The sequence below is a fragment of the Streptomyces sp. NPDC042002 genome (assembly GCF_055588305.1).
In genome coordinates, this window is the sequence record NZ_JBVJCT010000014.1 from 166,842 (window position 1) to 188,247 (window position 21,406).

The window sequence follows — 21,406 nt, forward strand, 5'->3', positions numbered from 1 at the left end:
GCGTTCACACGGCGCCCAGGTCGAGCTTGGCCGCCGCCTTCAGTACGTCGTCCTGATGCTTGAGGATCACGCCGAGGCTGGCGCGTACGACGTCCTCGTCGAGGGTCTCGGCGCCCAGCGCGAGCAGCGTGCGGGCCCAGTCGATGGTCTCGGCGACGGAGGGGACCTTGCGCAGGTCCATCTCCCGCAGCGCCCCGACGACCCGCACGACGGACTCGGTGAGCGCCTCGTCGAGTCCGGGCACCTTCAGCCGTACGATCCGGCGCTCCAACTCCTCGTCGGGGAAGCCGATATGGAGGAAGAGACAGCGGCGGCGCAGCGCCTCGGACAGTTCGCGGCTGGCGTTCGAGGTGAGCACGACGAAGGGGCGGCTGGTCGCCGCGATCGTGCCCAGCTCGGGGACGGTGACCTGGAAGTCGCTGAGCACTTCGAGCAGCAGGCCCTCCACCTCGACGTCGGCCTTGTCGGTCTCGTCGATCAGCAGGACCTTCGGGTCGTCGCCGCGGATGGCGGTCAGCAGCGGGCGCGCCAGCAGGAACTCCTCGCTGAAGATGTCCGTGCGCGTCTCGTCCCACGTCTCGTCCCGGCCGGCGGTGATGCGCAGCAGCTGTTTGGCGTGGTTCCACTCGTACAACGCCCGTGACTCGTCGACGCCTTCGTAGCACTGGAGGCGGATCAGCCGGGCCCCGGCGACCTGGGCGACGGCCTTGGCGAGTTCGGTCTTGCCCACACCGGCGGGGCCCTCCACCAGGAGGGGTTTGCCGAGGCGGTCGGCCAGGAAGACCGTCGTGGCGACGGCGGGAGACGCGAGATAGCCCGTGTCGGCGAGGCGTGCGGAGACGTCGTCGACGGATGTGAACAGCAACGGGGCCTCCAGCACGCGCGGACGAGGTCGGGCTCACTATCTAAGCGCTTGTTCACCCTCGCTGTCACGTGTGACGGCCCCCACGGCACCCGGTGGAAGGCTCCGGGAAGGCGTCCCTCCCCCGAGGCCCAGGGGGCCTAGGAGACCCGCAGTACGATCTTGCCCCGCCGGTGCTCCCGTTCGAGGGCCGCGTACGCTCCCGGGGCGCTCTCCAGCGGCACGATCCGGTCGACCTGCGGAACCAGCAGGCCCGCCTCGACGAGTGCCGTCAGCTCCTCCAGACCGGCGCGGTCCGGCTCGACCACGAAGAACACCGCGCGGGCGTCCGCCCCGTCCGGCGGTGTCGGCGGCGCGACGACGCTGACCAGCACTCCGCCCGGACGCAGCACCTGCCAGGAACGGGCCTGGGTGTCCCCTCCGACGGTGTCGAGCACGACGTCGGCGTCCTTCACCTCGGCCTCGAAGCGCCGGCCGGCGTAGTCGATCACGGTCTCCGCGCCCAGGCCACGCACGAAGTCCGCGTCCCGGGCCGCAGCGGTGGCCGTCACCTCCGCCCCCAGCGCGGCCGCGACCTGCACCGCGAACGAGCCCACGCCACCCGCCGCGCCGTGCACCAGCACCCGCTGCCCCGGCGCGACACCGGCATGGGTGACAAGCCCCTGCCACGCCGTCAGACCCGCGAGCGGCAGCGCGGCCGTCCGCTCGTGGTCGAGCGACCCCGGCTTCGCGGCGAGATCCGCCGCGGGAACGGTCACGTACTCGGCCGCGGCCCCGTCCCGGGTGAAGGGAATCAGACCGTAGACCGCCTCACCGGGCCTGAAGTCCGCCACACCGTGACCGAGCTCGGCCACGACTCCGGAGAACTCCTTCGACGGCACGACCGGCAGTCGCGGGCTGCCGGTACCGTCGAAGCTGTCGGTCCAGGTCGCGTCCCAGCCCAGCTCCCCCGAGGTGACCGACGCCGCCCGCACCTCGACCAGCACGTCACCGGGACCGGGGACCGGCTTCGGCGCGACCTCGTACATCAGCTCCTCCGGCCCGCCCCGCCGATGACCGCGCACCGCGTGCATCGTGCCGTTCATCCGGTTCCTCCTCATCGGGACGGCACAGGGCCGCCGTCGAGTCGATCGCCATCGGGTCCTGCGGCTCCGGCACGGACCGGCCGTTCTTCACGATAGATCCGGGACCGGCGGCTTTCCTGCCGGGCCCGTGCCCCGCGCCGTCGCGAGAGCGGGAGCGGCGCCTTTCCCACGGGGCTCGACCGGTGCCTCGTACGGCAGCGGAAGCGGGCTCCCGGTCATCGAGGGCCGCGAGGCGTCCTGGCCGCGCCGTGAACGGTCCCGCGGCCGGCCGCGGGAAGGCGCGCCGGGCGGCAGAGAGGCCTGACCCGTCACCACGGGGGGAGCGACGGGCCAGACCCTCCGTCCACGGTGCCATGCCCGGACCGTGTCGCGCAGTGTCTTCGCGAAGTCCCGCACGGCGCGACGCGCGGACGCCCCGCGCCGTGGCTCCCTGACCTGGCCGGTCCTCCCGAGGGCCCACGGTGACCGCCTGCAACAATCTGCGGTAGCGCCGATGTTCGTCACGGCGTGCCGCGAACGATGGAGGAGCCTGTGCCACTGCCGTCACGCCCCCTGCGAAAACTGGGCTTCCTGACCATCGGCCTTTTCGACGAGGACGACCCGGGGCGCGGCCACGAGTCCACGCTCGGCATCATCGAACTGGGCGAGCGGCTGGGCTTCGACAGCGCGTGGCTGCGCCACCGCCATCTCCAGTACGGCATCTCCTCGCCCGTCGCCGTGCTGGCTGCCGCCTCACAGCGCACCCGCCGCATCGAGCTCGGGACGGCCGTCATACCCGTGGGCTGGGAGAACCCGCTGCGACTCGCCGAGGACCTGGCGACCGTCGACGTGCTGGCCGGTGGCCGCCTCAACCCGGGAGTCAGCGTCGGCCCGCCCATGCACTACGAGCGGGTGAAGCACGCTCTCTATCCCGACACCGGCGAGAGCGAGGACTTCGGATACGCGCGCGTGGAACGGCTGTTGGACTTCGTGCGCGGCAAGCCGGCCACCGACTTCAGCGGGACGGAGGGCTTCGAGGTCTTCTCGGACCGCGTACAGCCGCACTCCCTGGGCCTGGGCCGCCGCATGTGGTACGGCGGCGGCAGCCTGCGGTCGGCCCGGTGGGCGGGCGAGCACGGGATGAACTTCCTGACCAGCAGCGTCGTGAAGGCGGAGGAGTCCGAGGACTTCGCCGGGATCCAGCTCTCCCATGTGCGGGCCTTCCGCGCCCACCACCCGGACGGCGAGGGCGCCCGCGTCTCGCAGGGGCTCGTCGTGATCCCCACCGACAGCGCCTCCCCCGAGCAGCGCGCGAAGTACGAGGAGTACGCCCAGGGGCGGCTGCCGCGCACGACGACACCGCAGGGGCCCGCGCGTCTGATGTTCGCGCCCGACCTCGTCGACAGCTCCGACCACATCGCCGAACAGCTCTACGCCCAGGCCGCGTTCAGGGAGATCGACGAGGTGGCGTTCGCCCTTCCGTTCACCTTCGGCCACGAGGACTACGTGCAGATCCTCACCGACATCGCCACGAAGCTGGGCCCGGCGCTGGGGTGGCGACCGGCCGCCTGAACGGAGCCGGGGAACCCGCCGGGTGGCGTGATCGCCCCCGGCGGGGCCGGGTCGACGCCGAACACGCCGTCCCCGCCCGCCCGGGAGCGTCTCGCGGCGGTCAGTCCCTGAGGCGGTCGATCTGCCGGATCTTGTTGGTCGCGTCCAGGGCGGCGACCTTGTAGGACTCGGCGAGCGTCGGGTAGTTGAAGACGGCGTCGACCAGGTAGTCGACCGTTCCGCCGCAGCCCATGACGGCCTGACCGATGTGGATGAGCTCGGTCGCGCCGGTACCGAAGCAGTGGACGCCGAGGAGTTTACGGTCCTCGGGCGAGACCAGCAGCTTCAGCATGCCGTGCGAGTCACCGATGATCTGCCCCCGGGCCAGTTCCCGGTAGCGGGACATGCCCACCTCGAACGGTACGCAGTCCGCGGTGAGTTGATCCTCGGTCCGGCCGATGAAGCTGATCTCCGGGATGGTGTAGATGCCGATCGGCTGGAGGTCGAGCATCCGGTTCACCGGCTCTCCGCAGGCGTGGTACGCCGCCGTACGGCCCTGTTCCATCGAGGTGGCCGCGAGCGCCGGGAAGCCGATGACGTCCCCGACGGCGTAGATGTGCGGCACCTCGGTGCGGTAGTGCTCGTCGACGGTGATCCTGCCGCGCGGGTCGGCGGACAACCCCGCCTTGTCCAGGTCGAGTTCATCGGTGAGGCCCTGTCGGCCCGCCGAGTACATGACCGCGTCGGCGGGGATCTTCTTGCCGCTCTCCAGGACCGTGAGCGTGCCCCGGGCGTGGCGCTCGACGGCGGCGACGGTCTCACCGAACCGGAAGGTGACGGCGAGGTCCCGCAGGTGGTACTTCAGCGACTCGATGACCTCGACATCACAGAAGTCGAGCATCCCGGAACGCTTCTCGACCACCGTGACCTTGGAGCCGAGGGCGGCGAACATGGAGGCGTACTCCATGCCGATCACACCGGCGCCGACGATGACCATGGAGCGCGGCACCTGCTCCAGGTTCAGGACGTTGTCCGAGTCCATGATCGTCCGCCCGTCGAACTCGACGGTGTCGGGCCGCGCCGGACGCGTACCCGTGGCGATGACGATGTGGTCGGCGCTCAACAGCTTTTCGTTGCCGTTCACTTCGACCAGGGCGACGGTGTGGTCGTCCACGAAACGGCCGGTACCGGCGAACAGGGACACATGGTTGCGCGAGAGCTGGTTGCGGATGACGTCGACCTCGCGACTGACCACGTGCTCGGTGCGAGCGGTCAGATCGGCGACGGTGATGTCCTCCTTCAGGCGGTAGCTCTGGCCGTAAAGATCCCGCTGGCTGAGGCCGCTGAGATACAGGACCGCCTCACGCAGCGTCTTGGAGGGGATGGTTCCGGTGTGGATGGAGACCCCGCCGACCATGTCGGGGCGGTCGATGACGGCGACCCGACGGCCGAGCTTGGCCGCCGCGATGGCGGCCTTCTGTCCACCCGGGCCGGATCCTATGACAAGCATGTCGAAGTCGCGCACCTGCGGAGTCTGTCAGCCCGGGACCGCTTCCCGAAAGGGTGAACGGGTGATCAGTCGCCGGAGTGACGGATGAAGCGACAGCGCGCGGTGCCGCCGCCGTCAACCGCCGGGCACCCCAGGTCCGTACGGCGGCGCTCCCCCAGGTCCGTAAGACATCCCTCCGCCCTGCGCCCTCCCTCCTGTCCCCGTCCGGGTGGCCGCCGCCCGCTCCTGCACCCTCGGAGCGACAGGTACCCGTCCTGCGCCCTGTCCAGGTGGCGGCCGTCCGTCCTGTCTTCGCGCGGCGGCGTCCGGAAGGACCGTCGGCGTCAACGGCGGCCGGGCGGGCAGCTGTTGGCGTGCGGGCGGGGCGAAAGGGAAGGTCCGGGGAACGAAAATCAGCGGCAGGCGAACGCATGCCGGAATGGGGCGCGGGCATCGCCCGTGTGGGCTACATTCGGGAATCCTTGGCATCGGCGCCTCCGGGGGTGAGGTCACGTCGAGGAGAATTCCGGAGCGGCGAATGCACAAGTCCCACCTTCCTCCACCGCCAACCGCACCCACTCAGGGGGGACTCGCCGACAGCCTCCGCGAAACGGCGCTCAGCACCCCTGATCTGCCGCAGCTCGCGCGCCGCGCCGAGGGTCGCTCGGGCGCCTGGACGCAGATGACGGCGGCCGAGCTGTGGGGCGAAGTGGTCGACGTGGCGCGGGGGCTCGTCAGATCCGGCATCCGGCCGGGCGACCGCGTGGCCATCATGGCGCGCACCCGCTACGAGTGGACCGTGCTCAGCTATGCCCTGTGGTCGGTCGGCGCGGAGATCGTGCCGATCTACCCGACCTCGTCGCACGAACAGGTCGCGTGGATCCTGAAGGACGCGCACTGCGTGGGCGTGGTGGTCGAGGACGAGCAGGGCGTCATGACGATCGGCTCGGCCTGCGCGGCGCTCCCGTTCCTGCGCCATGTCTGGCAGTTGGACACCGGGGCGATCGCGCAGCTGGTCGAGCGCGGCCGGGCGATACCGGTGACCGCGGTCGACTCGCTGCGCCGGATCGTGCTGGCCGACTCCACCGCGGTCGTCGCGTACACCTCCGGCACGACGGGGCAGCCCAGGGGATGCGCGCTGACGCACCGCAGCCTGGCGAGCCCCTGCGACACGCTGCTCGAAGGGTGGAGACAGACGGCGGCTCCGCCGGGCGTGCAGCCGGCCGTCCTGGCCTTCCTGCCCTTCTCCCACGTCTACGGCCTGATGGTCCAGGGGCTGTGTCTGCGCGGCGGCATCCTGATGGGGCACGAGCCCGATCTGAGGGAGGCGACACTCTCCGAGGCGATGCTCTCGTTCCGGCCGACCTATCTCTACGCCGTCCCGTCGGTGTTCGAGAGGATCTACAAGAACTTCGTGAAGGCGTCCCAACGGGCCGGTCGCAGCGCGCTGTTCGAGCGGGCGGTGCGCACGGCGCAGGACTTCGCCCTGGCCGAGGAGCAGCAGCGGCTGGGCACGGGGACGGGCCCGGGCTTCGATCTGCGGCTTCAGCATTCCCTCTACGAGAGGACGGTGTACAAGCGGTTGCGCGCCGCGCTGGGCGGGCGGGTGTGCGGCGCGGTCTCGGGCGGCTCCCCGCTGAACCGTGAACTCGCCCTGTTCTTCGCGGGAATCGGCATCCTGATCCACGACGGATACGGGCTCACCGAGACCAGCGGAGGAATCACCGCTCAGCCGGTCGGGCGGGAGAAGTTCGGCACCGTCGGACGGCCGCTGCCGGGCACGGAGATCCAGGTGTCCGACGACGGGGAGATCCACGTGTGGGGGCCCTCCGTGTTCCAGGGATACATCAACGACGCGGCGGCGACCAGGGCTTCGTTCCGGAACGGCTGGCTGGCGACCGGGGACATCGGTCAGGTCGACGCCGACGGATACCTGACCATCACCGGGCGCAAGAAGGACATCATCATCACCAGCAGCGGGAAGAGCGTGGCCCCCGCCGCCCTTGAGGAACGGCTGCGGGTCCACCCGCTCATCCATCAGGCGGCCGTCGTGGGCGACAACCGGCCCTGCGTGGGCGCCCTCATCACCCTGGACCCCGAGTTCGTGACGCACTGGCGTGCCTCCCGGGCCAAGGGGGAGACACCCGCCCGGGACGCGCGTGAGGAGAACGAGCTGCGCGAGGAGGTCAGGCGCGCGGTCGCGGCGGCCAACACCACCGTGTCCCGCTCCGAGTCCATCCGGGTCTTCCGTGTCCTGCCGGAGCCGTTCGACCTGTCCAACGGGCTGCTGACCCCCTCGCTGAAACTGCGCCGGGACGCGATCGCCCAGAGGTACGCGGCCGAGATCGAGGCGATGTATCAGACCTCGTCGAGGGTTCCGCGGGAGGCGGCGATCGGCGAGCCGTCGATCCTGGACGACTCGGACAACGTGTTCCGGTGACCGGGACACGGTCGGCCGACGGCGCGCCGCGGAACATAGGTGCCTCCCAGGAGTGACCTCAGCGGCGTGACACGGCTCCTGGTCCCCGGCTGCTCGGTACTGTTCATGCGCCCACCTTGCGCCGGCCCCGCCGGAACGACCAGCCCCCTCCCGTGCGCAGCACCCCCGGTCCTGGTACCGGCACCACCACGCTCACCGGGAATACGGGGCTCCTCGCTCAACCGGACCCGGTGGCGGGTGAAGCGGTGGTCCCGGCGCACGGTAGCCGCAAGGTGAAGGCTGTGCCGGTGCCGGGTTCGCTGGTGACGGTGACCGTTCCGTCGTGGGCGGCGGCGAGTTGACGGACGATGGCGAGGCCCAGGCCGCTGCCGCCGGTGCGCCGGCTGCGGGACTTCTCCGCGCGCCAGAACCGGTCGAAGACGCTGGCCAGATCTCCGGGATCGATGCCGCCCCCGGTGTCGGCCACCTCGAACACGACGTGACCGTCGTCGTGGTGCGCGGAGAGGGTGACCGTGCCGCCGGCCGGGGTGTGGCGGGTAGCGTTGGACACCAGGTTGCCGAGCGCCTGCCGCATCCGTACGGGATCCGCGTCCAGCCAGGGCGTGCCGGCCACCTCGGTCACCAGGCGGATGCCGGCGGCCTCCGCCCCGACCCGGTGTGCCGCGGCGACCTGTTCGAGGAGTTCGTCGGCGCGCACCTCCTCGCGGTGCAGTCGCAGGGTGCCCGCGTCGGCGGCCGCGAGGTCCTGGAGGTCGTCGATGACGCGCTGCAGGACCACGGCCTCCTCGTGCAGGGAGGACAGCAGTTCCGGGTCGGGGTCGACGAGGCCGTCGCGGGCCACCTCGAGCCAGCCGCGGATATTGGTGAGCGGGGTGCGCAGTTCGTGCGCGATGTCGCTGACCATCGCCTTGCGCTGCGCCTCCATCCGCTCGCGGCGCTCGGTCAGTTCGTTGAAGGCGAGCGCCAGGATGCCGGTCTCGTCCTGGGTGGTGACGGGCACCCGTACATGCCGTTCGGGCGGTTGCCGCGCGGCCTGGGTCAGCGCGCGCAGGGGGCGTACGAGCCGGGTGGCGACCAGCGCGGTCACGGCCACGGTGAGGGCGAGGACGAGTCCGGCGACACCGAACACCTTGGCCTTGTTGGCCGTGGACATGTCGAAGCGGGGGACGGGCCTGTCCCCCGTGCCGAGGAAGAGCTGGGCCACCGGGGCGACGTAGGGCGCGAGTTGACGGCGTCGGGCGTCGTCGACGCAGGCGTTCGTCGTCCGGGCCAGGGCGCCGTGCCGGTCGATCGCCCTCTTCTCGAACAGGTAGGGGGCCGGGGTGGCTCCGCCCGTGGCCTCCAGCGAGAGTGCCACGGGCTGGCCGAGGAGCACCTTGTGCCGGTCCAGACACGTCCGGGTGAGCGCCGACAGAGCGTCCAGGGCCTTCTGCTCGGTCGGGGTGGGGGTGTTGAGCAGCCCGTCGGCGCACTCGGTCGGCACATAGCCGGAGTCGGCTCTCCCGTCCTCGTCCGTCAGGACGGTACGGCCGCTCGGCATCCGGTCCAGGCGGGTCTGAATACCGTTGCGCGCGAAGCACAGTTGGCGCACCGTGGCCAGCTTGGCCACCCGCAGGCGCTCGGTCGCCGGCAGCCGATAGGGCCCCACCGCGCGGGGGTCGACACCGGCGAGCTGCGCACCGGATTCCGTGTAGGTGTCGGTGCGCAGCGGGTCGATCGTGGCGGCGGCCCGGGGCGGCAGGGAGGTCCCGCGGGCCGCGGAGTCCGCGAACGGGGTGCGGTCGCCCGCGGTCAGGGCGATGCGCCGGCCCGTCCTCCGCGAGATCGTGCGCAGCGTCCCCGCGACACCGGACCAGTCGGGATGGGTGGCCGCGTATCCGCTGAGCTGCCGGAGGATGTCCGTGTCCTCGGCGAGCACCTGGCCCTGCTCCTCCTGGATGGCCCGGGTGGTGGTCTGCACCGCGAGCCAGGCCGTCGCGGCCACGGAGCACACGGCGATGAGCACGGAGGTGATCAACAGCCGCACCAGCAGGCTCTTGCGCAGCGGCATGGCGCGGCTCACGCCCGGTCGCCCGCGAGCTTGTACCCGACGCCGAACACCGTCAGCAGGCGCGTCGGACGGCGCGGATCCGCCTCGATCTTCTTGCGCAGGTTCATGATGTGCACATCGATGGCCCGTTCGGTCGAGGCCCGGTCGATGCCCCGGGTGCGGTGCAGCAACTGCCTTCGGGAGAAGACCCGTTCGGGTTCGCCGGCCATCGCGAGCAGGATCTCGTACTCGCCCGGAGTGCACTCCACAGGCGAGCCGTCGCACAGGACCGTGTGCCGTTCCGGGTCGACCGTGATCCCGGCTGCCCTGACGACCGGATCGCCGCGCCGCTCGCCGGCGGGCCGTCCGCTGCGCCTGAGCACCGTACGGATACGGGCCATCAGCTCGCGCGGACTGTACGGCTTGGTCATGTAGTCGTCCGCGCCGAGCCGCAGACCGAGCAGTACGTCGTCCTCGGTGGAGCGGGCGGTCAGCATCAGGACGGGGATGTCGTCGTTCTCGCGCAGCGCCCGGCACACCTCGAACCCGTCGACCACCGGGAGCATGAGGTCCAGGACGACGAGGTCGGGCCGGTGCCGCCGGACCTCGTCGAGAGCGGCCCCGCCGTCGTGGACCACGGTCGCCGTATGCCCCTCGCCCAGCAGTGAGCGGCGTATCAGCTCCGCCTGCTTCTCATCGTCCTCCGCGACCAGCACATATGCGCACACGCGGCCGATGGTAGGGGCTGCGGGGCGCGATTCGGCCGGTGAGAGGGGCTTCCCACACCCTGACACCTTCCTCACATCCTCCGGGGACACTGCGGCGGTTCCGACGCCGGTGAGGCTTCCAGGAGTGCGCTGCGGGCCGGCGGGACCTCCCGGAGGGCGTCAGCGTGCCAGCGAGGCCGCGTCCCCCATGACCACCACGGGGTGAAGGGCGGGGTCCAGAGCGCGCATCAGCTCCTTCAGGTCGTCCTCGCGCAGTCCGACGCAGCCGTGTGTCGGACCGCCGTGGTCCACGTGCAGCCAGATGCCTCCGCCGCGGGCCGCGCCCATCGGCCGGGTCCAGTCCAGGGGTGTGGTGCCGGGGCTGCGGTTGTAGTCGATGGCGACCACGTAGTCGAAGGAGCCGGCCAGCGGCTCGCCGTCGAAGCCCGTGCCGGGTGAGGTGAAGGCGCCCGAGCGGTCGTACGGGAGCCGGGTGCCGGGGTCGGGCAGCAGCCCGCCCGCGTCCGTCAAGGTGAAGACGCCTATGGGGGAACGCAGATCACCGGCGTGGTGGTGGTCGGTCCAGCCCTTGAGGGCGTTGTGCGCGGGCCTGCTCGGGGCCGCCTGCCAGCCCACCTCCGTACGTTCGTAGAACACCACGCTGGACAGCGAGGAGTTCCTGCCCCGGCCGGTCACCACGACCGCCTGACGGGTCCGCGACGGGATCGCGGCCAGGGTCCTGGGCCCGAGTCCCGGCAGTTGTCGCGGGACCGTCGCTCGCGAGGAGGTCGGGGCGGGGGCCGGTGCCGCCACGCCGTGGCGCGTCGGGGAGCCGTCCGCTCCGGGGCCGAGCCTCTCGGCCGGGCTACCGCCGCAGCCGGTGAGCAGGAACGAGGCGGCGACGATCGCCACCGGAACACGGTGTACAGGGTTGATCATGCGTCGACCCTGACCGACACATATGAGGAACTCGTCAGGTCGTCCATGGTTCGCCGAATACCCGGGCCGCGCCGGATCACCGGTGCTCCGGCCTGTCGTGATCATCACGTCACCGTGACCCGTCATATCAGGCGTGACCGACCCGCTCGTGCGGGGCGACGGCCTCCCGCGAGTTCACCCATCCCAGCAGGGACACCGAGACGACCGCCGCGAACGCGCACCACGTCGAGACGAACTCCAGCTCCCACAGCGACCAGCAGATCGCCGCGCCCCCTCCGACCAGGACCCCGAGCAGCAGCAGCCCCCGGTCGCCGGAGATCAGCAGCGCGCCGACGGTGGCGAACAGGTAACCCGCGATGACCAGTTCGGGCTGCGGCAGGTCGACGGCATACCCCATGGTGTGGCCGCGGATCTCGGCCCGCACGGGATGGACGGCCATGGCGTGCGTGAGCGCCGCCGCGGTCGCGACACCGGCGGCGAGCGGGAACAGAAGCCGGCGCCGGGCACGGCGCGGCGCCGCGCACAGCACGCCCAGCGGCACCCACACCGCCAGCAGCGGAAGGGCGATCACGGCCCAGGCCACGGTGGCGGGACCCGTACCGCCACCCGCGTCCCAGACCCGGGACTCGACGATCTGGTGGGCGCCGAGCAGCAACGGCAGCGCGGCCAGCGGGAGATCCCGCCTCCGCCGCGCCCGGATCACACAGGCCACCCCGACAGCGGCGACACCGGCACCGGCCACCAGATCGGCCGTCGCACTCCAGCACATCGCGCCACCCTGAAATCCGCCGTCACGAGATCCCGCCGTCCGGAGTCACGCTACGGCGCCGTACGGCCGAAATCCGGCATGGCCATGCCGCAGGACCACTCGGAGGGCCGCCGCGAGCGGGACTCCCCACCCCGGCAGGCAGGGGGTCCGGCCTGCCGGTCGATCCCCCGCTGCGGCCAGGCACTTCATGAAGTTTCAACAAAGGTATCCGTACGGTCCGGTTCGCCCCTGTGCCGCGACCGCGAAGAGTGATTGGGTGGTCCCCGGCCATGCCATCCAACAAGCAGGAGAGCTCCGCAACCATGAGCACCCCGTACACCTTCGAATACAAGGTCGTCACGTTCCGAGAGTCGCTGATCGGCGACGCGCTGGACAGCGACAAGCTGGAAAAGGTCCTGAACAAGCACGCCGAGGACGGGTGGGCGCTCAAGGCGATCACGGCCGCGGACGTCAAGGGCCGCATAGGTCCCGGTGCCGTGGAGGGGCTGCTGCTCACCCTGGAGCGTCCGCGCGCCTGACGCTCGTGCGGTGCGAGCGGCGCCGAAGCGGGAGATGCTGTTGCTGATGGGACAGCGGATCCGCAGGTGCTACTGATGCCGTCGGAGGCCTTCCGGCACGGAAGGCCTCTCACGGCTGAACTCACGTCCGGGAACCCGACGAGGTCCCGCACCCCGCGCGACCGCTGTCGGCCAGTGCGGTCGGGACGGACGGCCCAGTGAGGTCAGGACGGACGGCGATGAAGAGCGACGGAACACTCCACACCGGTGTCGTCACCAGCCAGTCGGTGTTCGGCGCGCCGTGCTGGGTCAACCTGACCACCCGCGATCTGCGGGCCGCCGAGCGCTTCTACACCGCGGTTCTCGGCTGGAGATGGGCCTCGGGCACCCGGATGGGCGACCAGTACCGGATCGCCCGTGTCGCCGGGACTCCCGTCGCCGGAATCTCCGAGGTCGACTTCGTGGCGAGGACCGCGGTCGCCTGGACCCCCTTCTTCGCCGTGGCCTCCGCGGACGAGACGGTCTCGCGCAGCCAGGAACGCGGCGGTACGACCGCGGTGGGGCCGATCTCACTGCCACCGGGCCGGGCCGCGCTGCTGGCCGACCGGGACGGCGCGGTCTTCGGCATCTGGGAGGGCGCCCTGGTCTCCGGGTGGGAACGCTGGCGCAGCGCGGCCCCTGCCTTCGTCCGCCTGCACACCCGCGACGCCTTCGACGCCGCCATCTTCTACGGGGAGGTACTGGGCTGGGCGTCCGGGGGCCCCGGCTGCTGCGAGGTGGGCTACGAGGAGAACGAGGTCGTGCTGCGCAGCCTCGGCGACGTGGTGGCCCGGATCTACTCCGGGGCGGTGGGTGCCGCCCCCGACCCCAGCGTCCGGCCGCACTGGCAGATCCACTTCGCGGTCGACGACGTGGAGGCCTGCGTCCGCGCGGCGCGCGTCAACGGCGGCACCGCCCGTCAGCAGGGTGTCGGCTCGATGGAAGCCGTCCTCACCGACCCCGACGGGGCTCGCTTCACGGTGACCTCCCGGGCCGCCGGATGACAGCGCGGACGGGGCGCTCACGAGCGCTCCGCGGCGAGGTCGCGCGGCCCACGACGCGACGGATTACTCCGTTCGGGCTCCAATAGAGGATGACGGGATACCACCGGTTACGACAGGCGCCGCCGACCCCCGCGGTCACGCGGCGACCCGATGGAGGTCCGCGATGCCCACTGCTCTCCGGCTCCTGCACGCTCTCTCCCCCGAACACCGCGAACGGCTGATGAGCGTGGCCCGCGAGGTCTCCTTTCCCGCGGACGGGCCGATCTTCGAGGAGGGAGGCACCGCCGACCGCTTCTGGGTGGTCCGCTCCGGCACGGTCTCCCTGTACCAGCGGGTCATCGCCGAACGACGGATCAGCGTCGCGCAGCTCGGGCCCGGCGACCTGCTCGGCTGGTCATGGCTGTTCCGCCCGCACACCTGGGACTTCGGCGCCGAGGCGTTCAGTCCGGTGCGCGCCTACGAGTTCGACGCCGCCGAGGTACGCACGCTGTGCGACCAGGATCCGACGCTGGAACTGTCGCTGACCCGGACGATCGGCGCGATCCTGGCCCACCGTCTCGAAACGACCCGGGCGGCGCTCATCGAGCACTACGCGCGCCGCGGGGGCGGCGGCTGAGAGGACGCGGCCGAGGTCACGCCGCCGGTCCTGCCCAGTGTCGGACCCGGCTGCGACAGTGATCTCTTATGAACGACATTCTCGGTTCCCAGGACGCCCCGGACTCCTTCGCGTTCCTGCCCGGCGCGGTCCACTCGCCCGTGATCCTGCACGTGCCGCACTCCTCCCGGGAGATTCCGGCGCCGGTCCGTGACGGCATCCTCCTCGGCGACGCGGCGCTGGAGGGCGAGTTGGACCACATCACCGACGCGCACACCGCTGAACTGGCGGCCGCCGTGGCCGAGGCGGCCGGGCTGACGCCGTGGCGGTTCGTCAACCGGCTGTCCCGGCTGGTCGTCGATCCCGAGCGCTTTCCGGACGGGCGGGAGGAGATGCTGGCGGTCGGTATGGGCGCGGTCTACACGCGGACGACACACCGGGCGCCGCTGCGGACCGCGGACTTCGATCCGCGGCCGCTGACCGACCGCTACTTCCACCCGTACGCGCGGGCGATGACGGACGCGGTCGCCGACCGGCTGGCCGCCACCGGACGGGCCGTGATCATCGACGTCCACTCGTATCCGGCGGTACGGCTGCCCTACGAACTGCACGGTGACGGGCCGCGGCCGCCGGTCTGCCTGGGGACCGACTCCTTCCACACACCGCCGGAACTGGTAGCGCTCGCGGAGAAGGCGTTCGCGGGACTCGGCGGTGTGGGGATCGACAGCCCGTTCTCGGGCGCGTACGTCCCCTTGCGGCACTACGAGCGGGAACCGCGGGTCGCGGCGCTGATGGTGGAGATCCGGCGGGACACGTACATGAAGGAGCCGGGAGGGCCGGTGGGCCCCGGCTTCCCGCGTCTGGTCGCGGCCCTGACGACGCTGGTGGACGCCGTGGGCGGGTAGAGCCGGAGCGCCGACGCCGCGGGCGGGTGGAGCCGGAGCGCCGTGAGCGGGTAGCCAGGGAGCGCGGGACCTCCTAGGGTCGATGGTAAGCAAGCGCTCAGCCACCTATCCAGGGAGGGCACAGGACCATGCCGGTCGTCGACGCGTGGATGCAGCACCCCACTCTCCGCCACTCCAACCACGAGATGTTCGAGTCCCTGCGCCGCTGGACCGGCATGAAGGTGCTGGAGGAGGAGATGCCGGTCGAGGTCACGCTGACCGCGCTGGCGGCGGCCGACGTGGACACCGGTCTGTCCTCGGCCTGGTACGGACCCCAGGGCGCGCTGATCACCAACGACGAGGTCGCCGGATTCGTGGCGCGGTCGAAGGGCCGGCTGCGCGGGGTCGCGGGCGCCGACCTCACACGCCCTGTGGCGGCTGTACGGGAACTGCGGCGGGCCGTCGAGGAGTTGGGCTTCGTGGCCCTGCGGATCATTCCGTGGCTGTGGCAACTGCCGCCCACCGACCGGCTCTACTACCCCCTGTACACCGCCTGCGCCGAACTCGGCATCCCCTTCTGCACCCAGGTCGGGCACACCGGCCCGCTGCGGCCCTCCGAGACCGGCCGGCCCATCCCGTACATCGACCAGGTCGCGCTCGACTTCCCCGAACTGACCATCGTCTGCGGGCACATCGGCTACCCGTGGACCACGGAGATGATCGCGGTCGCCGACAAGCACGCGAACGTGTACATCGACACCAGCGCCTACACCACCCGCCGCTACCCCCCGGAGCTGGTCGGGTATCTGCGCGGCCGGGGGCGGCGCAAGGTCCTCTTCGGCTCCAACTACCCCATGATCACACCGAGTCGGGCGCTGGAGCACCTCGGCGAGCTGGGCCTGGACGAGGAGACCACCGCGTTGTTCCTTTCGGGCAACGCCCGGCGCGTCTTCCGCCTCCCCGATCATTCGTAGATGCTGGAGCCGGAACACCGTCGGACGTTGAGGTGAGGGCAGCCCGGCCATGGCTTTGCGGATCAGCGCCACCAACCCCGAGCATCCCGCGCTCCTGCTCGAACTGCCGTGGCAACTGCCCCTGGAGGAGTGGCCCGAGCACCTTCTGGTGCCGCTGCCGCGCGGCATCTCCCGGCACGTGGTGCGCTACGCGCGCGCCGGTGACGAGGTGGTGGCCGTCAAGGAACTCGCCGAGCGGCCCGCGGTGCGCGAGTACGAGCTGCTGCTCGGCCTGGACCGGCTCGCGATCCCCGCGGTCGACCCGCTCGCCGTGGTCACCGGCCGCGCGGACGCGGCGGGAGAGCCGCTGGAGTCGGTGCTGATCACCCGGCACCTGGGCGGCTCACTGCCGTACCGGTCGATGTTCGAGACGACCATGCGGCCAGCCACCATGCACCGGCTGATGGACGCGCTGGCCGTCCTGCTGGTGCGGCTGCACCTGGCCGGCTTCGCCTGGGGCGACTGCTCGCTGTCCAACACGCTGTTCCGGCGCGACGCGGGAGCGTACGCCGCGTACCTGGTGGACGCCGAGACGGGCGAACTGCACCCGCGGCTCAGCACCGGGCAGCGGGACTACGACCTCGATCTCGCCCGTGTGAACATCAGCGGCGAACTGCTGGACCTGGAGGCGGCCGGCGCCCTGCACCCCTCGGTGGACCCGATCGAGTTCGGCCGGGAGATCTGCGCGCGCTACCGGAGCCTGTGGGAGGAGCTGACCCGCACCTCCGTCTACCCGGCCGGCAAGTACCACTACATCGACCGCCGCATACGCCGCCTCAACGACCTCGGTTTCGACGTCGCCGAGATGCAGATCGCGAGCTCCTCCAACGGCGACACCGTGACCTTCGTGCCCAAGGTCGTCGACGCGGGCCACCACCAGCGCCAGCTGCTGCGGCTGACCGGCCTCGACACCGAGGAGAACCAGGCCCGCCGGCTCCTGAACGACCTGGAGAGCTGGATGGCCACCCAGGACGATTACGCGCCCAGTGGCCCTCGCCCGGGCTCCCGGTCCGCTTCGGGCGGCGGGCACCCGCATGCCGCCCGGCCGGAGGTGCTCGCCCACCGCTGGGTCCGGGACGTGTTCCGGCCGACGGTCCGGGCGGTGCCGCAGGACCTGCGCGGCTCCATGGACCCGGCCGAGCTCTACCACGAGCTCCTCGAACACCGCTGGTTCCTGTCCGAGCGCGCCCAGCACGACATCGGCCTGGACGCGGCCGTCGAGGACTACGTCACGAACATCCTCCCCAAGGTCCGCGACCCCCTGCCGGTCCCGGTGGACGCGCCGGAGCCGCCCCGCGGGTACCCCGTTCCCGAGCAAAGGTGACCGATCGTACATACGATTGGCTCTGTACCCGCCGTGCGGCGCCCGCGGTGTCCGCTCGGCCGGAACGCAACTGACCAGCTCGGGGTGGGAGACGTATGACCCAGGCCGCCAGTCCGGCGCGGACCGTCATTCTGACCGTCGACGACGACCCCGGAGTGTCGCGCGCCGTCGCCCGTGACCTCCGCCGCCGCTACGGCGAGGGCCACCGGATCGTGCGCGCCGAGTCCGGGGACGCCGCCCTGGACGCCCTGCGCGAGCTGAAGCTGCGCGGTGACCAGGTGGCCGTGATCCTCGCCGACTACCGGATGCCTCAGATGAACGGCATCGAGTTCCTGGAGCAGGCCCTCGACGTGTATCCCGGCGCGCGCCGGGTGCTGCTGACCGCGTACGCGGACACCAACGCGGCGATCGACGCGATCAACGTCATCGACCTCGACCACTACCTGCTCAAGCCCTGGGATCCGCCGGAGGAGAAGCTCTATCCGGTCGTCGACGATCTCCTGGACGCGTGGCGGGCCAGCGACTACCGGCCCGTGGGAGCCTGCAAGGTGGTCGGCCACCGGTGGTCGGCGCGTTCGTCGGGCGTCCGGGAGTTCCTGGCCCGCAACCAGGTGCCCTACCGGTGGTACTCGTCCGACACCCCCGAGGGACAGCGGCTGCTGAGCGCCGCGGGGCAGGACGGGGAGCGGCTGCCGCTGGTGGTCACCCCGGACGGCACGCCGCTCGTCGAGCCCGACGACCACGAGATCGCGGCGCACGTCGGACTCGCCACGACACCCACCTCGGAGTTCTACGACCTCGTCGTCATCGGCGGCGGACCCGCCGGGCTCGGGGCCGCCGTGTACGGCGCCTCCGAGGGGCTGCGCACGGTGCTCGTGGAACGGTCCGCGACCGGTGGGCAGGCGGGCCAGAGTTCACGGATCGAGAACTATCTCGGCTTCCCCGACGGCGTCTCCGGGGGGCAGCTCACCGACCGGGCGCGGCGGCAGGCGGCCAAGTTCGGCGCCGAGATCCTCACCGCGCGTGAGGTGACCGGACTGGAGGTCACCGGGGCCTCGCGCACCATCCGCTTCTCGGACGGCTCCGCCATCTCCGCGCACGCGGTGATCCTCGCGACCGGGGTGTCGTACCGACAGCTCCAGGCACCCGGCCTGGCCGAGCTGACGGGCTGCGGCGTCTACTACGGCTCGGCGCTGACCGAGGCGGCCGCCTGCCAGGGCCACGACGTGTACATCGTGGGCGGGGCGAACTCGGCCGGCCAGGCGGCGATGTATCTGGCCCGGGGCGCCAAGTCCGTCACCATCCTGGTGCGCGGCCCCTCGCTGTCCGCCTCGATGTCCCACTATCTGATCGAGCAGATCGGCGAGGCGTCCAACATCTCGGTGCGCACCGGCACGGTCGTCGAGTCCGCGCACGGCGACGGCCATCTGGAGCAGTTGACCCTGCGCGATGTGGAGAGCGGCCACACCGAACTCGTCGACGCGCAGTGGATGTTCCTGTTCATCGGCGCGGCCCCGCTCACCGACTGGCTGGAGGGCACGGTGCTCCGGGACGGCCGCGGATTCATCGTGGCGGGCCCGGACATGACACCCGACGGGCAGCCGCCGCGCGGCTGGGAGCTGGACCGGCCTCCGTACCACCTGGAAACCAATGTGCCCGGCGTGTTCGTGGCCGGGGACGCGCGCGCCGAGTCGGCGAAGAGGGTCGCGTCCGCGGTCGGAGAGGGAGCCATGGCCGTCATGCTCGTCCACCGTTATCTGGAGCAGTCGTGAGCGGGCGGCCGGTGCCGTGCGACGCGGCGGAACTCAGCACGCTCTTCCTGTTCGAGAAGCTCGACGCCGACCAGCTCGACCGGCTGTGCCGGGAGGGCCGGACGGAGGAGTTCGACCCCGGGCCCGTCTACACCGAGGGTGAGCCGGCCACCTGCTTCTACGTGCTCCTGGAGGGCACGGTGGTGATGTCGCGCCGGGTCGGCGCGGACGACGTGGAGATCAGCCGCACCTCGAAGCGCGGGGTGTACGCGGGCGCGATGCAGGCGTATCTCAGCGGCCCGGACGACGCCCGGTACAAGGGTTCCATGCGGGTCACCGAGCCCTCGCGGTTCTTCGTGCTGCCCGCGGCGACGTTCTCCGCGATCCTGCGGGACTGGTTCCCGATGGCCGTCCATCTGCTGGAGGGCATGTTCTTCGGCAGCCAGAACACCCAGCGGACCATCGGGCAGCGCGAACGTCTCCTGGCACTCGGCTCGCTGTCCGCGGGGCTGACGCACGAGCTCAACAACCCGGCCGCGGCGGCCGTGCGGGCCACCTCCGCGCTGCGCGACCGGGTGGCCCACATGCGGCAGAAGCTGGGAGTGATCGCGTCGGGACCCTATGCGCGCGACACCCTGGAGACGCTGGTCGAGATCCAGGAGCGCACCGCCGAGCAGGTCGCCAAGGCCACGCCGCTGACCCCGCTGGAGGCCTCCGACCGGGAGGACGCGCTCGCCGACTGGCTCGACGACCACGAGATCGCGGGCGGCTGGCAGCTCGCGCCCACGTTCGTGCAGGCGGGGCTCGACACCGACTGGCTTGACCAGGTCGCGGCGGCCGTGGACGGACCGACCCTCGAAGGCGCGGTCCGGTGGCTGAACTACACGGTCGAGACCGAGCTGCTCATGAACGAGATCGAGGACTCCACCACCCGGATCTCGCACCTGGTGGACGCGGCCAAGCAGTACTCACAGATGGACCGCGCGCCCTACCAGGTCGCCGACGTGCACGAACTGCTCGACAGCACCCTGATGATGCTCGCCGGCAAGATGGGCTCCGGCATCAAGGTCGCCAAGGAGTACGACCGGTCGGTGCCGCGGATCCCCGCCTATCCGGGCGAGTTGAACCAGGTGTGGACGAACCTCATCGACAACGCCGTCTCGGCGATGGACGGCGAGGGGAAGCTGACGGTGCGCACGGCGCTCGACGGCGACCATGTGCTCGTCGAGTTCCACGACACCGGTTCCGGGGTGCCCGCCGAGATCCGCGACCGCATCTTCGACCCGTTCTTCACCACGAAGCCGGTGGGTGAGGGCACCGGGCTCGGCCTGGACATCTCCTGGCGGATCGTCGTCAACAAGCATCACGGAAGTCTGCTGGTGCAGTCCGTGCCCGGCGACACCCGCTTCCAGGTGCGCCTGCCCCTGACCGTCGCGGAAACCTCCGAGGAGTCGACATGACCACGCCGAACGGAATCGACCCCTCCGTACCGCCGAGCGGCACCGGCTGCACGGAGTGCGACGCGGCCGGCGGGTGGTGGTTCCATCTGCGGCGCTGCGCCCGGTGCGGGCACATCGGCTGCTGCGACGACTCCCCGGCCAAGCACGCCACCGCCCACGCGCGGAGCACGGGGCACCCGGTCATCCAGAGTTTCGAACCGGGCGAGAACTGGTTCTGGGACTACGACACCTCGGAGCTGTACGACTCCGGTCCCGAGCTCGCTCCCCCGGTGAGCCATCCGCTCGACCAGCCCACGCCCGGCCCCGCGGGGCGCGTCCCGGCCAACTGGGCCGAGATGCTCCGCTGAGGCCCCGACGCCGGCCCCGGGCCCGCGCTCAGAGGACCGTGTTGCCGTACATCTCGCCGAGCGGATCGGCGAGCAGTTCGACCCGGGCGCCGTCGGGGTCACGGAAGTAGAGCGAGGTGCCGCTCTCCTCCGTGTACGTGACCTCGGCGGCGTCGAGCCGGTCGCGCAGGCCGCGCCAGGTGACGGGGTCGACCGAGACGGCGAGGTGGTGCAGTCCGCCGAGGACCTCCGCGTAGGGGCCGAGGTCGAGGCCCGGGAAGTCGAAGAAGGCGAGCAGATTGCCGTTGCCGAGGTCGAAGAAGAAGTGGGTCGAGCCCTGGTAGTCCCGGTTCTCGATCATCTCGGTGAGGGGGAAGCCCAGGACGCCCTGGTAGAACCGTACGGTCCGCTCCACGTCCGAGGAGAGCAGCGCCACGTGGTGCACGCCGCGGGCCGTGCTCGCCGGCCTCTCCGGCATCAGATGGGCGTCCCGGATCCGCTGACGCTCCGCTTCGATCGCTGTCAGGTCCAACGCGCCCATCGAAAGCTCCTCACCCAGTGACAACGCACTTAGTACTGAAGACAACCACTTCACTGAAATACAACCACTTCACGCCATACGACGGCCTCGCTTCAGCCCGCGTCCGCCCGTCCGGATGCGCG

19 protein-coding genes are annotated in these 21,406 nt (G+C 71.2%); 11 read left to right on the forward strand and 8 right to left on the reverse strand.

What is annotated here, in order from left to right:
* Window positions 1–4 precede the first annotated feature (4 nt).
* On the reverse strand, window positions 5–862 hold the full coding sequence (locus ACZ6KY_RS22135; protein WP_469312048.1) for an AAA family ATPase: 858 nt from the start codon (window positions 860–862) through the stop codon (window positions 5–7).
* Between the two features lie 140 nt (window positions 863–1,002).
* Window positions 1,003–1,947 (reverse strand): NADP-dependent oxidoreductase, encoded by a 945-nt coding sequence (locus tag ACZ6KY_RS22140; RefSeq protein ID WP_469312005.1) that lies wholly within the window; start codon window positions 1,945–1,947, stop codon window positions 1,003–1,005.
* Between the two features lie 531 nt (window positions 1,948–2,478).
* Here ACZ6KY_RS22140 and ACZ6KY_RS22145 point away from each other — a divergent pair.
* Window positions 2,479–3,498 (forward strand): LLM class flavin-dependent oxidoreductase, encoded by a 1,020-nt coding sequence (locus tag ACZ6KY_RS22145; RefSeq protein WP_469312006.1) that lies wholly within the window; start codon window positions 2,479–2,481, stop codon window positions 3,496–3,498.
* 100 nt (window positions 3,499–3,598) lie between these two features.
* Here ACZ6KY_RS22145 and sthA read toward each other — a convergent pair whose 3' ends face one another.
* On the reverse strand, window positions 3,599–5,002 hold the full coding sequence (gene sthA, locus ACZ6KY_RS22150) for a Si-specific NAD(P)(+) transhydrogenase (RefSeq protein ID WP_469312007.1): 1,404 nt from the start codon (window positions 5,000–5,002) through the stop codon (window positions 3,599–3,601).
* A 502-nt stretch (window positions 5,003–5,504) separates the two neighbouring features.
* Between sthA and ACZ6KY_RS22155 the strand changes: the two genes are divergently transcribed.
* Window positions 5,505–7,406, forward strand: a complete 1,902-nt coding sequence (locus ACZ6KY_RS22155) for an AMP-dependent synthetase/ligase (RefSeq protein WP_469312008.1) — start codon at window positions 5,505–5,507, stop codon at window positions 7,404–7,406.
* A gap of 217 nt (window positions 7,407–7,623) precedes the next feature.
* Here ACZ6KY_RS22155 and ACZ6KY_RS22160 read toward each other — a convergent pair whose 3' ends face one another.
* The 4 genes from ACZ6KY_RS22160 to ACZ6KY_RS22175 form a co-directional block, all read right to left on the reverse strand.
* On the reverse strand, window positions 7,624–9,468 hold the full coding sequence (locus tag ACZ6KY_RS22160) for a sensor histidine kinase (RefSeq protein ID WP_469312009.1): 1,845 nt from the start codon (window positions 9,466–9,468) through the stop codon (window positions 7,624–7,626).
* A complete protein-coding gene (locus tag ACZ6KY_RS22165; protein WP_469312010.1) occupies window positions 9,465–10,163 on the reverse strand; it encodes a response regulator in 699 nt (232 codons plus the stop codon). The genes ACZ6KY_RS22160 and ACZ6KY_RS22165 overlap by 4 nt, the downstream gene beginning before the upstream one ends.
* 159 nt (window positions 10,164–10,322) lie before the next feature.
* Window positions 10,323–11,081: a L,D-transpeptidase family protein gene (locus ACZ6KY_RS22170; protein WP_469312011.1), complete on the reverse strand. Its 759-nt coding sequence runs from the start codon at window positions 11,079–11,081 to the stop codon at window positions 10,323–10,325.
* A gap of 127 nt (window positions 11,082–11,208) precedes the next feature.
* Window positions 11,209–11,850 (reverse strand): DUF6629 family protein, encoded by a 642-nt coding sequence (locus ACZ6KY_RS22175; protein WP_469312012.1) that lies wholly within the window; start codon window positions 11,848–11,850, stop codon window positions 11,209–11,211.
* Window positions 11,851–12,152: 302 nt separating this feature from the next.
* On the opposite strand from ACZ6KY_RS22175, the gene ACZ6KY_RS22180 reads away from it, so the two are divergent.
* The 9 genes from ACZ6KY_RS22180 to ACZ6KY_RS22220 all read left to right on the forward strand — a co-directional run bounded on the left by ACZ6KY_RS22180 (window position 12,153) and on the right by ACZ6KY_RS22220 (window position 20,764).
* Window positions 12,153–12,368, forward strand: a complete 216-nt coding sequence (locus ACZ6KY_RS22180) for a DUF4177 domain-containing protein (RefSeq protein WP_151467464.1) — start codon at window positions 12,153–12,155, stop codon at window positions 12,366–12,368.
* Window positions 12,369–12,586: 218 nt separating this feature from the next.
* Window positions 12,587–13,390: a VOC family protein gene (locus ACZ6KY_RS22185; RefSeq protein ID WP_469312013.1), complete on the forward strand. Its 804-nt coding sequence runs from the start codon at window positions 12,587–12,589 to the stop codon at window positions 13,388–13,390.
* Between the two features lie 163 nt (window positions 13,391–13,553).
* The gene (locus ACZ6KY_RS22190) at window positions 13,554–14,006 is read left to right on the forward strand and encodes a cyclic nucleotide-binding domain-containing protein (RefSeq protein ID WP_469312014.1); all 453 of its coding nucleotides are present in this window, start codon (window positions 13,554–13,556) and stop codon (window positions 14,004–14,006) included.
* A 68-nt stretch (window positions 14,007–14,074) separates the two neighbouring features.
* A complete protein-coding gene (locus tag ACZ6KY_RS22195; RefSeq protein ID WP_469312015.1) occupies window positions 14,075–14,890 on the forward strand; it encodes an N-formylglutamate amidohydrolase in 816 nt (271 codons plus the stop codon).
* Between the two features lie 128 nt (window positions 14,891–15,018).
* On the forward strand, window positions 15,019–15,843 hold the full coding sequence (locus ACZ6KY_RS22200) for an amidohydrolase family protein (RefSeq protein WP_469312016.1): 825 nt from the start codon (window positions 15,019–15,021) through the stop codon (window positions 15,841–15,843).
* 49 nt (window positions 15,844–15,892) lie between these two features.
* A complete protein-coding gene (locus ACZ6KY_RS22205) occupies window positions 15,893–17,206 on the forward strand; it encodes a DUF4032 domain-containing protein (RefSeq protein WP_469312017.1) in 1,314 nt (437 codons plus the stop codon).
* Between the two features lie 95 nt (window positions 17,207–17,301).
* A complete protein-coding gene (locus ACZ6KY_RS22210; RefSeq protein ID WP_469312018.1) occupies window positions 17,302–18,978 on the forward strand; it encodes an NAD(P)/FAD-dependent oxidoreductase in 1,677 nt (558 codons plus the stop codon).
* Complete coding sequence (locus ACZ6KY_RS22215) at window positions 18,975–20,417, forward strand: ATP-binding protein (RefSeq protein ID WP_469312019.1); 1,443 nt, start codon at window positions 18,975–18,977, stop codon at window positions 20,415–20,417. Before ACZ6KY_RS22210 ends, ACZ6KY_RS22215 begins: the two co-directional genes overlap by 4 nt.
* Window positions 20,414–20,764, forward strand: a complete 351-nt coding sequence (locus tag ACZ6KY_RS22220) for a UBP-type zinc finger domain-containing protein (protein ID WP_469312020.1) — start codon at window positions 20,414–20,416, stop codon at window positions 20,762–20,764. Before ACZ6KY_RS22215 ends, ACZ6KY_RS22220 begins: the two co-directional genes overlap by 4 nt.
* A gap of 28 nt (window positions 20,765–20,792) precedes the next feature.
* Here the strand turns inward: ACZ6KY_RS22220 and ACZ6KY_RS22225 are convergent, their stop codons facing one another.
* Window positions 20,793–21,284, reverse strand: a complete 492-nt coding sequence (locus tag ACZ6KY_RS22225) for a VOC family protein (RefSeq protein WP_469312021.1) — start codon at window positions 21,282–21,284, stop codon at window positions 20,793–20,795.
* Window positions 21,285–21,406 lie beyond the last annotated feature (122 nt).

Coding starts and splice junctions, on each gene's coding strand:
- ACZ6KY_RS22140 (WP_469312005.1), bottom strand. CDS start 1,947: ATGAACGGCACGATGCACGCGGTGCGCGGTCATCGGCGGGGCGGGCCG.
- ACZ6KY_RS22155 (WP_469312008.1), top strand. CDS start 5,505: ATGCACAAGTCCCACCTTCCTCCACCGCCAACCGCACCCACTCAGGGG.
- ACZ6KY_RS22170 (WP_469312011.1), bottom strand. CDS start 11,081: ATGATCAACCCTGTACACCGTGTTCCGGTGGCGATCGTCGCCGCCTCG.
- ACZ6KY_RS22175 (WP_469312012.1), bottom strand. CDS start 11,850: ATGTGCTGGAGTGCGACGGCCGATCTGGTGGCCGGTGCCGGTGTCGCC.
- ACZ6KY_RS22180 (WP_151467464.1), top strand. CDS start 12,153: ATGAGCACCCCGTACACCTTCGAATACAAGGTCGTCACGTTCCGAGAG.
- ACZ6KY_RS22185 (WP_469312013.1), top strand. CDS start 12,587: ATGAAGAGCGACGGAACACTCCACACCGGTGTCGTCACCAGCCAGTCG.
- ACZ6KY_RS22190 (WP_469312014.1), top strand. CDS start 13,554: ATGCCCACTGCTCTCCGGCTCCTGCACGCTCTCTCCCCCGAACACCGC.
- ACZ6KY_RS22195 (WP_469312015.1), top strand. CDS start 14,075: ATGAACGACATTCTCGGTTCCCAGGACGCCCCGGACTCCTTCGCGTTC.
- ACZ6KY_RS22200 (WP_469312016.1), top strand. CDS start 15,019: ATGCCGGTCGTCGACGCGTGGATGCAGCACCCCACTCTCCGCCACTCC.
- ACZ6KY_RS22205 (WP_469312017.1), top strand. CDS start 15,893: ATGGCTTTGCGGATCAGCGCCACCAACCCCGAGCATCCCGCGCTCCTG.
- ACZ6KY_RS22210 (WP_469312018.1), top strand. CDS start 17,302: ATGACCCAGGCCGCCAGTCCGGCGCGGACCGTCATTCTGACCGTCGAC.
- ACZ6KY_RS22220 (WP_469312020.1), top strand. CDS start 20,414: ATGACCACGCCGAACGGAATCGACCCCTCCGTACCGCCGAGCGGCACC.
- ACZ6KY_RS22225 (WP_469312021.1), bottom strand. CDS start 21,284: ATGGGCGCGTTGGACCTGACAGCGATCGAAGCGGAGCGTCAGCGGATC.